We start from the raw sequence: 15,261 nt of genomic DNA on the forward strand, positions 1-15,261 counted from the left end.
ATCATCAATCATTTTTTAAGCCAGCTGCGACTATCGGTCCGTTCAAGTTAATGGATGAAAGGATTTTGGCCATTTCTTTGGGAGATTCTTTTCTGCCATTATGAAGCCATTGTTGGATCACACCAAGATGTGCGGAAGCTATATAGGAAATTAAGTATTCTTCTGGCACTAATAAATTTTCTCTCTTGATAAAGTTATTTAGATTGTTTTCAAATACTGACTTCCACATGTTGTGAAACGATAGATCCCCTTTGGGCCCTAATAAAGCCTTCATAAAGTCTCCGTGTTTATCCAAGTATTCAAAGATAGAAACGGAAAAGTGAAAAGGAATTGTAGCCGAATTTTTACTTACAATGTCCCTAAGAAAGCCTTTTTGTACAATTTTAGATATATCATCCATGATTTCTTTTTGGCATTTCTTCAATAAATCGTATTTATCACGATAATGTAAATAAAATGTTCCCCGATTAATACCGGCTCTAGTGGTAATATCCTTAACAGTTAAGGATTCAAAACCTTTTTCCTCTATTAATTTCGTCAGCGCGTCCCGGATGGCGCTTTTTGTACGAGCGATTCGTAAGTCTATATATGATTCCTGCATTTTTTTTCCTCCTCAATTATAATGAACAGGTTTCTGCACGGTGTTCAGTATCCGTCACTTTTACGATCTCTGTTTATTGAATTCACCTTCACTACAAATTATAATTCAAATAACAAATCAATCAACACTGTGTTGATTAGAAAAGACTAAAAACCGCTGATTGTATTGTTTGATGAAGATGGGGAGTTGAATCATCTCACTAAAGAAAAGTTAATATAAGTCAAGCAAAATTTTAAGGCGTATTTATCATAATCAATGATTTAATCAAAAATATAATTGATGGTATTTAGGTTTAAACCACTATGAAAAGGAGTGAAATGACATGATAGTCAAAAAAAATAATACAAGGTTTGTTGTCATAGGCCTTTTACTGGCTGTACTAATGGCGGCTATGGATAACACTATTGTAGCGACGGCGATGGGAAGCATTGTTGCTGATTTGGGCGGATTTGACAAGTTTGTCTGGGTCACTTCTGCATACATGGTAGCTGTCATGGCCGGAACGCCAATCTTTGGCAAGCTGTCCGATATGTATGGGCGTAAGCGGTTTTTTGTTTTTGGTTTGTTAGTCTTTGCCATCGGTTCTTTTCTATGCGGATCTGCAGAAAGCATGATTCAGCTCAGCATTTACCGGGCAATTCAAGGGATTGGCGGCGGTGCGTTAATGCCAATTTCATTTACGATTATTTTTGATCTTTTTCCGCCTGAAAAACGCGGAAAAATGACAGGGCTTATTGGAGCAGTATTTGGCATATCGAGTATTTTCGGACCGCTCTTGGGTTCCTATATTACAGAATATATCAACTGGCACTGGGTATTTTACATCAACCTGCCGATCGGGGTTGTTTCCCTTTGCTTGATTGCTTTCTTCTATAAAGAATCAATGGAGCATAAAGAACAGAAGATTGATTGGTGGGGTGCGGCTACTCTGGTCGCTGCCATTGTCTGCTTAATGTTTGCACTTGAGTTGGGCGGAAACCAATACGCATGGGATTCAGGAGTCATCATCAGTTTATTTGCAGGATTTGCCGTTTTCTTCGCTGCTTTTCTATATATAGAGACAAAAGCGCAAGATCCGATCGTTTCTTTTGAAATGTTTAAGAAACGTTTATTTACAACAAGCAACGCGGTCACCTTCTTTTATGGTGCAACATTTATCATCGCAACAGTGTACATTCCGATTTTCGTTCAAGGGGTATTTGGCGGTACAGCGACAAACTCTGGTTTAATCTTGACGCCAATGATGCTTGGCTCTGTTTTCGGCAGCCAAATCGGCGGTATTTTAGCATCAAAAACAAGCTATCGTAATATCATGATTTTCTCAGCTGTCTTCTTTGTCGCCGGCGTATTTTTATTAAGTACGCTATCCCCGGATACTGCTCGTTCTATGGTTACTATCTATATGGTCATTATGGGATTTGGCGTTGGTTTCTCCTTCTCTACATTAAGCATGGCGGCGATTCATAATTTCGATATGAAACAACGCGGGGCAGCGACATCTTCAAACTCATTTTTCCGTTCTCTTGGTATGACGCTCGGCATCACGATTTTCGGGATTATTCAGCGAAACTTGTTCTCCGATAAGCTAAAAGATGCGTTTTCCGGAATGAAACAGACGGGGGCGCATGGAAATTTCGGAGATTCAAGTGCACTGTTGTCGCCGGAAGCTCGTGAGAAAATCCCAGCTGCTGTTCTTAATAAAATTACAGAGGCTCTATCTTCTTCTATTGCACAAACATTTATGTGGGCACTTATCCCAGCATTACTTGCTGTTGTGTTCATTCTCTTAATGAGTCCTGAACGGATTCAAAAGAAAGCAGCTAAAAAACAAAAGACCGAAATGAAGTAAGTACCAATGTCAACATTTATAGGGCAAGGAAGTAAAACTATCAAACTAAAGGCCAGGCAGGCATGGTGTACCATGCGTCATAAAGCTAAGTTAAGGGCGGGTTAAGGCGGGGCTGCTTTAATTAAAAAAATTAACTGGAGGGAACGGTTATCAATAATACAAAGACTGTACTCATTACCGGCGGCAACAGAGGAATTGGTTTTGAAACGGCTAGGCAATTAGGTGCTAAAGGATATACGGTTTTGATTGGGGCAAGAGATGAGAAGAAAGGTCAAGAAGCTGCTGCTTTATTGAAAAAGGAAAACATAAATGCTGAAGCTATTGTGTTGGACGTTACGAATGAAGATACAATTAAGGCCGCAGCGCAACAAATTGATAAGGCATTCGGGTCGCTTAATGTATTAATTAATAATGCAGGTATAAATGTGGATAACGGAAAATCTCCAAGCCAATTGGCATTGGATGAATTACAAAAGACATTCGAAACAAATGTTTTCGGCACGTTCGCTGTTACAAAAGCGCTGCTGCCTTTAATTAAAAAATCATCTTCTGGCAGAATCGTGAACTTATCAAGCAGTTTAGGTTCTTTGACCTTAAACAGTGATCCAGAGTCCGGTTTCTTTAACTACATTGCGCTTGCTTACATGAGTTCGAAAGCAGCGGTTAATGCTTTAACCATTTTGTTTGCCAAAGAACTTAAAGATTTTCCTATTAAAGTTAATTCCGCCGATCCCGGCTATACAGCTACTGATTTAACCGGGTACGTGGGTCATCCAGTAGCAGAAGGCGCCTCCATTGTCGTACACCTTGCCACACTTACAGAAGATGGACCAACCGGCGGCTTTTTTGACAAAAATGGTATTGTGCCTTGGTAAATCACAGACTAAATTGAGTCATTCATTAGCCGAATACTCGATTTAAATGAAAAATTTGGGACATTCGCATTTTTAATAAAAATGCAGCTTCCACCTGCTTATTGTAAACAATTCGATGCCATATTTCAACAGGGCTTAATCCTATTAGGGATCATGATTTAAACAAAGGGTTAAGACAATATAAAAAAGAAAGGGGTTATTTCAATGACTGCATCTATAATCTATGAACGCAATGTTCCTATTCCTATGAGGGATGGAAATGTGATCTATGCTAATGTGTATCGTCCAGTGAATGATGGTCCACATCCAGTTTTAATGACTTTTGGCCCCTATGGCAAAGATCTCTCCTTAGCGCAGCGAAATCTCGAGCACTTTAACGAGCTTGGCGGCGGGCCGTTCCTTAATTGGGAAACCCCGAATCCAGAGGATTGGGTGCCCCGCGGCTATGCGGTTGTGCGTGTAGATTCTCGCGGATCAGGAGCTTCACCTGGAATAATGAGTGTTTTCTCCGAAAGACAGGCTCAAGACTACTATGATGCCATTGAATGGGCTGGCGTTCAGCCATGGAGTACTGGCAAGGTCGGCCTGTTAGGCATTTCCTATTACGCGATGTCGATGTGGGCGGTAGCCGCTTTACAACCGCCGCACCTGACCGCCATGATGCCTTGGGAGGGAGCAGCGGATATCTATCGCGATTTTATGCGGCATGGGGGTATCTTTAACGCCGGCTTCCCGCGGTTTTGGTCAAAGAACTTACAGACCATTCAATATGGGGCAGATGGCTCCGTCAGTGAAGAGGAACGAAAGGAAGCATTCGTCCACCCGGCAGAGTCTGCTCTCGCGCATCCGTTCGATGATGAATTCTATCGTCAGTGGCTTCCGGACTTGTCCAAGATTAAAGTGCCTTTCGTCTCAGTTGGAAACTGGGGGAATCTCCTATTGCATCTACGCGGAAATACAGAAGCCTATATGCGCGCGTCTTCACCTCACAAATGGCTGCGGATTATTGTCGGGGATCATTTGATGCCATTTTACTCTGATGAAGCACAACGGATGCAGGAACGGTTCTTCGGCTATTGGCTAAAAGGCGAGGACACAGGATGGATGGAGGAGCCGCCGGTGCGTCTCGCCATTCGCCGAGGCAATAGTGTTTCTATGCGTGACGAAACAGCCTGGCCTCTGCCGGATACCCAATGGACACGATACTATCTGGATGCAGAAAGCCAAAGTATCTCAACAACAGCCCCTTCCGCTTCATCCGAGTTCAGCTATCAAGCGCCTGAGGGAGGAGTCAGCTTTAGCACTGAACCATTTAGTGAAGCGACTGAGATTACTGGCCCAGTGTCGCTGCGTCTATGGGTTTCAGCCTCCTGTGAGGATATGGACCTCTTTGTTCGTATTCGCAACCTTGATCCAGATGGCAATGACGTCTGGGGCATCGGTCCTACCGGTAAACCGACCTTTTTGGCACAAGGATGGTTACGTGTTTCGCACCGCAAGCTGGATCCAGAGCGGACGCTCCCATATCGGCCGTTTCATGCTCATGATGAAGAGCAATTGCTTCAGCCAGGTGAAGTTGTACCTGTAGATGTAGAGATTTGGCCAACCAGTATCGTATTTGAGGCCGGCCACCGCCTTGTACTGGAAATCAGTGCAAAGGAGGACCCGGCAGCTTCCAGTATTAAGGATGACCCTCTCGATCGGCCATCGTCACGATTTACCGGTCAGAACACCCTGCATACAGGCGGCAGCTATGATTCGTTCCTGTTGTTGCCGGTCATTCCGAAACGTCCTTCTGAGAACAAGGGACTTTAAATGGAAATCAAAATAAATCTGATAGAGATTCCTGGCGAATGCCAGGAATCTTCCATTTTGCAATCTTTTATTAAGAAGAGGAGGAACCTGAAATGGAACAGGTACAAACAAAACAAGATGTTAACAGAATACCGATTGTCGCTGTACTGATACTTGGGGGATTTGTGGCTCTTTTGAATCAAACGCTGCTAAATACTGCGATACCGAAGATTATGGATGATCTCGAGATTTCGGCGAATACCTCGCAATGGTTGTCCACCGGCTTTATGTTGGTGAATGGCATCATGATTCCGATAAGTGCTTTATTAATTAATAGATTTACAACACGGCAGCTGTTTTTTACCGCAATGAGCTTCTTTGCACTTGGGACATTGATTGCTGCGTTTGCGCAAAACTTCACATTTTTATTGACAGGCAGGCTTGTTCAGGCCTGCGGTGCGGGAATTATGATGCCGCTTATGCAAACCGTCATGTTTATGATTTTTCCAAAGGAAAAGCGCGGAGCTGCAATGGGAATGGTCGGTCTTGCAATTGCTTTTGCCCCGGCCATCGGTCCGACACTTTCCGGCTGGATCGTTGAACATTATTCGTGGCGCTTGTTGTTTTATGTCATTTTGCCGTTTGTGCTGATTGATATCATTATTGGTATTTTTGTCTTGAAAAATGTGACGAAGCAAACTTTCCCGAAAATCGATTTCATCTCAATTATACTGTCATCAATTGGTTTTGGCGGATTTTTGTACGGATTTAGCAGTGCGGGGAATAACGGTTGGGACAGCGCCGAAGTCATTATGTCTTTAATCATAAGCATGGTTGCTCTTGGACTCTTTGTCTGGCGGCAGTTAGTTGCGGAAAAGCCGATGCTTGATTTTAGGGTCTTTACACACGGAACATTTGCTGTAACGACACTGCTTACAATGATCGTTTCAATGGCCATGTTAAGTGCAGAACTGTTGCTGCCGCTTTATATGCAAAATATGCGTGACTTCACTGCATTAGAGTCCGGGATGATGCTTTTACCCGGTGCCATTGTGATGGGCATAACGTCACCGATAGCTGGAAGAGTATTCGATAAAATCGGAGCCAGATGGCTGAGCATCATTGGGCTGACCATTGTCGCTATTACGACATTTTTGTTCACAAATCTGGACGCTTCAATGTCTTACACGTATATATTGCTCATCTATGCGGTCCGTATGTTTGGTCTGGCCATAGTTATGATGCCTGTGACAACAGCGGGATTAAACCAATTGCCGGAACATTTAATTTCACATGGAACGGCGATGAACAATACGATGCGTACGGTGTCAGGTTCAATTGGTACCGCACTGCTTGTCACCATTATGACAAATAGTGCACAAAACTATCATCAAGATATGTCAGCATTTAAAGGAATGGCACTTGAAGAAGCGAAACATCAAATGGCGGCAAATGCGATGATCCATGGGATTAATGTGGCCTTTATGGTCGCTTCTGGCATAGCCTGCTTAGGATTAGTAGTGTCGTTCTTTATTAAACAAAAAGATGTCTCTGAAAATAAATCCAACGTATAACTCATTAAAGGCTGGGGTATAGTTAACGTTTTCCCTGGCCTTTAAATATTATAAACAAGAAAAGAGGGTTTCCCGTTAATGATCGTGTTTATCCTAAGCAAACATAACATAGAAAAGTGTGAATAAATGGATCCTTGGCATGTCCAGAAATGACTTTGTTAGTTTCCTTATCAACGTTATAAAAGTTTCTATGAAATGGAAGGAGTCAGGTTATCATTGTGGTTTGACACAATTGATCGACCGCTTTTATCTCCATTGATTTGATCAAATCCTTTAAAAAGCCGGGAATCGAATAAAACAGGGTACCCAAGCAAAGCATTATCAATCGGCTTGCTGATTGTCAACTTTGAGAATCAGCATCGGGGCTTTCTCGTAAATCATTTAAATATTGTATATGCAGATGTTTACTCATTATTTATAATTGTATTCAATATGATTAACATTGGAAGGTGAATCAAAATGAAACAAGAATCTCCAATTAAAGGTATACTTTACGCGATGATAACCGCTGCTATCATGACATTTTCTAATTACTTAACAGGGTAAAAGATGGCAAGCGTTTAATGATCTTCTTTATCATTGCTCTTATTGTGATGCTCATCGTTATGTATATTATTTATAGAAAGCAAGGAAAAGCGCAATCAGATGACAGGTGGTATATCCTATGAAAATAACTGGAAAATTAACACAACTATGGTTGAGAGTACCAAGAAAATTAAAATTACTGGTTTTGGATTTCATTGTATTAGCTGGCGTTATTATGATAGTTTACAGTCTTTATGCTGCTATAACAACAATTCTCTGATATATCATTAAATTCGATTATTTTAAACCCTATTAAATGGATTTTACATCGCTGCATTAATGGCAGCAGTCTTATTTTCAGGCCTTGGATTTACTCATAGTGATCGTGCGGCAGATTCGGTGTCCTTGTTTTTGCATTCACTATTTTTTGTACCGCTACAATTAGGGTTGCCTAGTCTTGGAGACTTTTTAAATGAATGATATGGCAATTGAGAGAATAATAAATCCAAATGTAAATATGAAACCAGTACCGAAAAAAAGAGGTACTGGTTTTTCTGCGAATTAGCATGATGATTATGTTCGCGATGGGACACACCAAGCAAAGCTTATACAGGATACGGTTTCCCATAGTTTTCAACTGCCGGAAACGACTGTGGATATGACTGTTTTTGCGAAGGAGAGGCTCCCTCATTATTTATACAGTTTTCATCATGTTATTTAAAACGTGATAGACCAATGGGAAGGTAATAAATCCATCGTCTTCTAGAAAATGGCCGCCCTTTTCAACAGGATGAAATGATGCCTTTAATTGCTTTGCTAAATTTTGACTTAATTGAAAAGGAACAATATCGTCATCCTTTGCGGCAATAACAGCACGGCCATTAGTTGCAGAAATTATTTTTTTATCATCCACTTTTTTTACTGTAAAAGGGTTTAGTGAAGGTAAGGATGATAATGGTTCAGAAAAGCCAGAAACTAGAATAAAGCCTCCAAACCTTGGCAAAGGATCTAATTGTTCCAGATAGTTTAATAGTGTGATAGATCCTAAGCTATGTGTGACAAAATAAGTGTTGTGATCTAATGTTTCTATTCTATTGGCTAAAGTTTTCAACCATTCTTCTTTCTTGGGGTCAGACGAATTTGGCATGTGAAGCACCGAAGCTTGATGGTCATCTGCTATTAATTTTTCTTTTAACCACCGGAACCAATGATTGGCTGGCGAAGCTCCGTATCCATGGATAATATATACTTGTTTTTCCATTGCTCATCGCCCTCTCTTTTTAAAGATACAAAAACAGTATATCACTGACCAAAACGAATATGGCATGAGAAAAGCTCAAGAAATCTGCAATTTGCGAATTGAAGGAAAAACAAGACTTAGATGAATGACTTTAACTACCCCTGTATAACATCCTTTAGACCCGGCAAACCCTTTTTATCCTGTATAGAGGTATGAAAATTGATTGTATACATATAGGACTCCTTTCTAAATATGGAAAAATACGACTTAAGGTCTATGATAATAGATTGTCAGTTGATTAATAAACATTGTGTGCATTATAATTTTATCAAGTGTTATAAATGACCTTTAATAACAATTTTCATTATTTTGTTAACTGATGAACAAATGAAAACAAAGTGTCAATTAATAACAAAAGGAGTATTTTTATGTCTAAAAAAGAAGATCGCCGTATTCGAAAATCAAAACAAAGTATTGAAAGGGCTATTATTGAACTTATTGATGAAAAAGGATTTGAAGATATTGGCGTTAATGACATTGCTGAAAGGGCGGATATTAGCAGAGGAACATTTTATTTGCATTACCAGGATAAATTTGAACTTTTTGAAAGGTTGGTAGACAAAATATTAAATGAACTTATTTCGGCTATTGAACTATCTAATGACAAATCAAGAAATGGAACAATGGACAAAGAACGATATATTCGTTATTTTGAACATTTCCAGAAACATTCTCGCTTCTATAAAGCGATGTTTAGTTATAAAGGAGAGGCTTATTTTTATAATCGTTTTATAGACGTGTTAAAGAAACACTTTTATCATGAGATTAAAGAATTAAAAATTAGTGAAGAACAATTAAAAGTGGATAAGGACTTTCTGATTCATTTTACCGTTTATGCCTATTTCGGTGTCGTGAAATATTGGTTATCAAATGACATGTCAGATTCAGCCGAAAGCATGGGAGAGCAATTAAATACCTTGTTATGCTCCTTTTCAAGGAATATTTATTCTGAATAACAATTAACTGTTGTATTCTATAAAAAATGATAGATATTGAATGATAATGAGTGAAAAATGGCCTCTGAGGCGGGCGGGTCATCAGAGGCCATTTCGATAGATTTATTCAAATCGTTTCCTGTCTTCATCTTACTTCTTCCGTTCCAATTCCGAAATCATTGTTTGATATTTCTTCTCAGACAGTGGGTAGAAACATATGATGATAATTGAGATCAAAATAAAAATCCCTGGAATCAAAGCATTCATGTTGCGTATGGCATGAAGTGATGAGAGGCTCTGATGGGCACCAGCAACGTAGCCGGCCCACCCTAAGTAAAATGCCGAAAACGAACCGGCAATAGCTGCGCCTAATTTATTAATAAAGCTCATACTGGAAACAACTGCGCCGTCCGCCCGAACGCCGGTTTTCCATTCAGCGTAGTCGACGCAATCGGCCAGCATCCCCAAGCCAGTGTATTTAAAGGGGTCCAACTCCATATATCCTCATCTGCCTTTTTCGTCCTTTAAAGCTTTATAAGTACTATTTACTTTTTTGGATCTACTTCTTTTTGTTAGATAGAAACTTAGAGTAATCAGCAAGGAAATATAGGAAATATTGATGAACAAATAAACAATAAACTTAAGGAGGCATCAGCAACAGAGCTAAAAATAAATGAACCTAATCCAACTCCTAGATAAGACATTAAACCCAATATTGAAAAAGCATTTGATTTTAACCTTTCATCCTTAACTAGAGCAATTCTTATATAAAATAAATTTGTAAGGGCGCCATAACAAAAGCCAAAAACGATTGCAATTGGGATAAACTCAAAGTAACTTTCGGATACGGATATAACAAACGTACTAATACTAAGTAAGAGAGTAAATGAAATTGATTCAGATCCAGAAAGGTTAATCCCCTTGTTTCTATAAGAAGCTCTCAATATACTTTTATATAAGCAGATGCTATCTTTGATATTGTTGAAGACCATGCGGACGACATTGAAATCATTGCCATAGTTACTGTTACAAATATTGATCTTTAACAACCCTTTATTTAAAGAAAGATTAATGAGTTGCTTTTGCAATCAATGGTTCATAGATGCCGATTCTCTATTATTTTAGGGAATCGGCTTGTGCTGTTCTTATAAGGGCGATAATGCTTACTAACTTTGTAATATGATATACATATCCTTAGTTCAACTAAAGCGGGTAAAATGGTAAGATGAATAATATAAAACGTTTAAAGGTGAATCATGATATGGGCACAATCAAAAAACATAAGCTCAATAAACTAAAAATGATCTTGCGTGGATTACTAGTCATTATCGGGGGATTTATCGCAGCGTATGGACTAGAAACCGTATTAATTCCCAACAATGTATCCGATGGGGGAGTGACAGGCCTTAGTATCGTCTGCTCAGAACTGCTTGGATTACCGTTAGGCGTTCTAATTGCAGTGATAAACATCCCTTTTATCTGGTTAGGTTATCAACAAATTGGTAAAAGCTTTGCGATTTATTCAATTATCGGAATCATTTCATTAGCGGTTGGTACAAGCCTCATGCATCATACCACAGCGATTATTAAAGGGGATACTTTATTAGTTACCGTTGTTGGCGGCATTATCCTTGGCTTCGGAATGGGATTGGCATTGCGAAATGGCGGAGCATTAGATGGAATTGATATGCTGGCCGTACTGCTTTCTCGAAAATTACCGTTTGGGACAAGTGATCTCATTCTTTTCTTGAACGCGTTCATATTTATTTTTGTTTCAACCGTATTTGGACTAGAAGGCGCAATTCTTTCTGCAATTGCTTACTTTATTGCTTCTAAAGTGATTCACATCGTTGAAGTCGGATTAAGCGGCTCTAAAACTTTTAAAATTATCACAACCCAACCGCAATTAATGGTTGAGACCATACGTGATCGCTTAGGTCGAAGTGCAACGTACAAAGAGGCTTACGGCGGCTATTCCAATGAAAAATTTACGGAAATTACATGCGTCATTAACCGCTTAGAAGAGAGCAAAATGAAAGAGATCATTAATGAAATTGACGAGACGGCTTTTGTTACGGTATATGACGTAGACGAAGTTAAAGGCGGCAATTTCAGAAAGAATAATATTCATTAAAGAAAATCCGGTCATACTTTATTGCATCAACCACTGAAGGTGACTAAAAGGTCTGATAGAACTTTAATTTTCTATTAGACCTTTTTTAGTGTGACGAGTGCATGGTGGTTTTTAAATTTAAGCTTGACTTAAGTCTCATTGATATAGTGAAATACTGAGCGAATATGACAAGAAATTTAGGGCAGTATAGATAAGAGAGATCATTCTCCCAATTTATTTGATAAAAAACACTTGACTTTGGGTTCTGGTTGTAACTATAATGGTTACAACTAAGGAGGGTGTCCTGATGAAAATTAGTAGCCGCTTCACCGTGGCTGTTCATATTTTATCTTTGCTGTCTATCGACGGTAATTCCAGCTGCACTTCAGAATGGATTGCTGGAAGTGTTAATACGAATCCGGTGATTATCCGCAGAGTGATAGGGAAGTTGAAAAAGGCTGGTTTAGTCAATGTTCGGCCTGGAACAGGTGGCGCATATCTTCTTAAAGACTTGGACGAAATCACTTTGCTGGATGTGTACAAAGCGGTAGAAGTTGTAGAGGAAGGGCAGCTGTTCCAAATCCACGACCAGCCAAATCCGGAATGTCCAGTCGGGCGCAATATCGAATCTGTTCTTCAAGTGGTTTTAGAGCGTGCCCAGTCAGCTATGGAACAAGTATTAGCCGAGATAACAATGAAACATTTGGTTTCTGATATCAATAAGAAGAACAAGGACTCAAAAAACTAATTTTTTTTCGATATGTTGTAACTGTTTTGGTTACAACAAATAGATTGAACATCAGTTATACCCTCCTTTGATTTTAAAAAAGAAAGGTTGTTGCAGAAAATGAAAATTGCATTGGTAGGTGCCACAGGAACGATTGGACAACGTATTTTGCAAGAAGCATTACGGCGCGGGCATCAAGTGACAGCGGTCGTTCGTGATCCTTCCCGTGTGACAGACCAGCACGATAATTTGCGCGTTGCAGCGGGGGACATTTTCAGTGAAGAAAGCATGGCTCAAGCTGCGGCTGGACATGATGTTGTGATCAGTGCGTATGGACCGGCAGCTGGTGCAGAAGAAACGCTGACAGAAGCAACTCGTTCCTTGGTTAATGGCGTTAAGCAGTCGGGGGTTCGCCGGTTATTGGCCGTAGGAGGAGCCGGAAGCTTAGAAGTAGCGCCGGGAGTCAAACTTGCAGATACTCCTGAATTCCCTGACTTTGTAAAGCCAATCGCCTTAGCCCATGAGAAAGCGCTGGAGATTTACCGGCATGAAGACGACCTCGATTGGACGAATCTCTCCCCTGCGGCGACCATTGAATCGGGAACGAGAACAGGCAAATACCGCACGGGCACTGAACAATTGGTCACAGATAAAAATGGTGAAAGTTATATTTCTGCTGAGGATTTTGCCGTTGCTATGCTTGATGAAGTCGAAAATCCTCAATTCATCCGCCAAAGATTTACAGCGGCATATTAATGCAAAAGAAGATCTTGATCATTTAACGGTGCAAAAAAATATCATCAGGTCATCCTGATTGATAACGGTTCGAACAAGAGTTGAAATTGAAAGTTTTCAATACTGATTCGGATTAATGATTTTTTTCTAAACGATTCATTATAATAAAAATATGGTTCGTATAAAATAAATGATTATCGGAGGTTTGAAAATGGAATTCTTATCATTAGCCAATGAACGCAGGTCTGTAAAAAAGTATGATAAAGATTATAAAATGACGAAAGAAGAAATCGAAAAAATTATAGAAACAGCGGCTTTGTCTCCGTCAGCTTGGAATCTGCAACAATGGCATTTTCTTATTGTTACTGAGGAAGATAAGAAAGAGCAGTTGAAAAAAGACGCATGGGGTCAGCCAAAGGTTTCAGATGCCAGTGCATCAATTGTTGTCCTGGGTGATTTAAACGCTTATCAGCGAGCAGATGAAGTGGCGGATGATTGGATTGAAAAAGGTTATATGCCAGAAGAAGGGAAAGCTGGACTTGTCGATACCGTCCATCAATTTTATCAAGATGACCAAATAAAAAGAGACGAAGCCATCCGCGGCGCTTCACTTGCGGCAATGACCCTTATGCATGCAGCGAAAAATATGGGTTATGAGACATGCCCAATGATTGGCTTCGATCCTGAAGCGATTCGAAAAGATTTCAAGGTGCCGGACCATCTCATTCCTGTCATGATGATTACACTTGGCAAAGGTGAAGCAGAAACGAGAGAACGCGGCTACCGACGCGGTGCAAAAGATATCATAACTTATGAATCATTTGAATAAAAGGCTTGCCCCCCTTGATTCGCACTATCAAGGGGGCTTTTTATAGCCTGATTTAAGAGCGTTGCCGATTTTTAGCTCATAGACTGCAAATTTTCTCTTTCAATCGCGCCTGCTATTATTGAAAGAGGTTGTTCCTTTATTGTTTTTTCATTTCGTTGATTTGCTATGAATGTGACATGAGCAGCGGATATAAAGAGAGACAGACTAGAAGGAATTTTGCAAAGTTAATTATGTTATGATGTGCTGCTGCCTGATACAATAATGATAACAAAGCAAGGAAACGAAGAGATATAAGCGAAAAAGATCATGTTTCAAATAGCCTGTGTCATAGACATTTTAACGGGTCCGCTGTTTCTCCAAATCAATCAGGAATGTCATTAAAAAATATCAGAGGTGACATGATGTCTTATCATCCAGTCGTACATGAGCGTTTGCAATGGATTTCAGAACAACTGCCTGATCTTAGAATCAGAAAGTGGAAGGTTGATGAACAGGGATGGGATAATATTGTCATAATGATTAACGATACATGGATTTTTCGATTCCCGCGCAACGTTCAGGTTCAAAAAAGACTTGAGTTAGAAAAACAATTATTAGATAAAATAAAAGATCCTCTCACTGAAATAAATGTTGAAGTCCCAATGTATAGGCTAATGTATGATTCTATGGGCAAGTTACCGGTCTGCAGTTTTTATAAAATGATTAAAGGAATTCCTTTAAAATCCCATTTAATCCAAAGGCTTTCACCAATCAAACGGCATCGTATGACAGACACTCTTGGAGAAGTGCTGGCCATCATACACTCTTTTGATATAAAACAAATTGATTTAAAAGGTCTTGAAGAGGAACATACGCAAGCATATTGGGAAGATCACTTTTCTGATATAAAACAAAAGGTATTCCCGCTGCTTGCGGAATGGGAACAGGTCAAAGTGACCCAACTATTTGACACATTTTTAACAAAATGGCACATCGCTGACTTACCAAAAACACTTATTCATGGAGATCTCAGCCATCATCACATTATTTATTCCGAGGACAAACAGAGGATTAGCGGCATTATTGATTTTGGCGATGCTAAAATAGGAGATCCGGCCTATGATTTTTCCGGATTATATTGGGATTATGGAAAGGATTTTTTGCTGCATACATTAAAAAGGTATCGTCATTGTATACCAATGCATGTCGATATATGTGATATGTATGAACGGATAGTTTCATTTTATGGTAAGCGCCCTATTTTTAACGATATCCTTTATGGAATTGAAAAGCATTTATCATCGTATTTAGAAAAAAAGTTGAACAAGCTTCGCCGATCACTGCGCTAGGAAATTTTCTTATTTTCATTAGGACAACGCCCTAGGTGAACTATTCAAGGACTCATATAAAAAGGACACTGGTCAT

The 15,261-nt window shown here is 39.7% G+C and carries 12 protein-coding genes and 1 pseudogene; 10 read left to right on the plus strand and 3 right to left on the minus strand.

Going from position 1 to position 15,261, the window contains the following annotated elements; genetic code table 11:
* Positions 1-4 precede the first annotated feature (4 nt).
* The gene (locus JOD45_RS10415) at positions 5-601 is read right to left on the minus strand and encodes a TetR/AcrR family transcriptional regulator (protein ID WP_205003830.1); all 597 of its coding nucleotides are present in this window, start codon (positions 599-601) and stop codon (positions 5-7) included.
* A 322-nt stretch (positions 602-923) separates the two neighbouring features.
* Between JOD45_RS10415 and JOD45_RS10420 the strand changes: the two genes are divergently transcribed.
* From JOD45_RS10420 to JOD45_RS10435, 4 genes are all read left to right on the plus strand, one after another.
* On the plus strand, positions 924-2,450 hold the full coding sequence (locus tag JOD45_RS10420) for an MDR family MFS transporter (protein WP_205003831.1): 1,527 nt from the start codon (positions 924-926) through the stop codon (positions 2,448-2,450).
* Positions 2,451-2,623: 173 nt separating this feature from the next.
* Complete coding sequence (locus JOD45_RS10425) at positions 2,624-3,325, plus strand: SDR family oxidoreductase (RefSeq protein ID WP_338056076.1); 702 nt, start codon at positions 2,624-2,626, stop codon at positions 3,323-3,325.
* 204 nt (positions 3,326-3,529) lie between these two features.
* A complete protein-coding gene (locus tag JOD45_RS10430) occupies positions 3,530-5,140 on the plus strand; it encodes a CocE/NonD family hydrolase (protein ID WP_205003832.1) in 1,611 nt (536 codons plus the stop codon).
* A gap of 92 nt (positions 5,141-5,232) precedes the next feature.
* Positions 5,233-6,693, plus strand: coding sequence for a DHA2 family efflux MFS transporter permease subunit (locus tag JOD45_RS10435; RefSeq protein WP_205003833.1), 1,461 nt, complete (start codon positions 5,233-5,235; stop codon positions 6,691-6,693).
* 1,219 nt (positions 6,694-7,912) lie between these two features.
* On the opposite strand, the gene JOD45_RS10440 is transcribed toward JOD45_RS10435, so the two are convergent.
* A complete protein-coding gene (locus JOD45_RS10440) occupies positions 7,913-8,479 on the minus strand; it encodes an RBBP9/YdeN family alpha/beta hydrolase (protein WP_205003834.1) in 567 nt (188 codons plus the stop codon).
* Between the two features lie 407 nt (positions 8,480-8,886).
* Between JOD45_RS10440 and JOD45_RS10445 the strand changes: the two genes are divergently transcribed.
* A complete protein-coding gene (locus JOD45_RS10445; RefSeq protein ID WP_205003835.1) occupies positions 8,887-9,474 on the plus strand; it encodes a TetR/AcrR family transcriptional regulator in 588 nt (195 codons plus the stop codon).
* Positions 9,475-9,603: 129 nt separating this feature from the next.
* Here JOD45_RS10445 and JOD45_RS10450 read toward each other — a convergent pair.
* A pseudogene (locus JOD45_RS10450) lies at positions 9,604-9,941 on the minus strand (MFS transporter); the annotation flags it as partial.
* 773 nt (positions 9,942-10,714) lie between these two features.
* Between JOD45_RS10450 and JOD45_RS10455 the strand changes: the two are divergent.
* The 5 genes from JOD45_RS10455 (at position 10,715) to JOD45_RS10475 (ending at position 15,185) form a co-directional block, all read left to right on the plus strand.
* Entirely contained in the window at positions 10,715-11,587 is an 873-nt protein-coding gene (locus JOD45_RS10455) for a YitT family protein (protein WP_205003837.1), read from the plus strand.
* Between the two features lie 286 nt (positions 11,588-11,873).
* Positions 11,874-12,314, plus strand: a complete 441-nt coding sequence (locus JOD45_RS10460) for an Rrf2 family transcriptional regulator (protein WP_205003838.1) — start codon at positions 11,874-11,876, stop codon at positions 12,312-12,314.
* 99 nt (positions 12,315-12,413) lie between these two features.
* Complete coding sequence (locus JOD45_RS10465) at positions 12,414-13,049, plus strand: NAD(P)-dependent oxidoreductase (protein ID WP_205003856.1); 636 nt, start codon at positions 12,414-12,416, stop codon at positions 13,047-13,049.
* 190 nt (positions 13,050-13,239) lie between these two features.
* Complete coding sequence (locus JOD45_RS10470; protein WP_205003839.1) at positions 13,240-13,857, plus strand: nitroreductase family protein; 618 nt, start codon at positions 13,240-13,242, stop codon at positions 13,855-13,857.
* A 401-nt stretch (positions 13,858-14,258) separates the two neighbouring features.
* Positions 14,259-15,185 (plus strand): phosphotransferase, encoded by a 927-nt coding sequence (locus JOD45_RS10475; RefSeq protein ID WP_205003840.1) that lies wholly within the window; start codon positions 14,259-14,261, stop codon positions 15,183-15,185.
* Positions 15,186-15,261 lie beyond the last annotated feature (76 nt).

The organism is Scopulibacillus daqui (genome assembly GCF_016908855.1).
Lineage (GTDB): Bacteria > Bacillota > Bacilli > Bacillales > Sporolactobacillaceae > Scopulibacillus_A > Scopulibacillus_A daqui.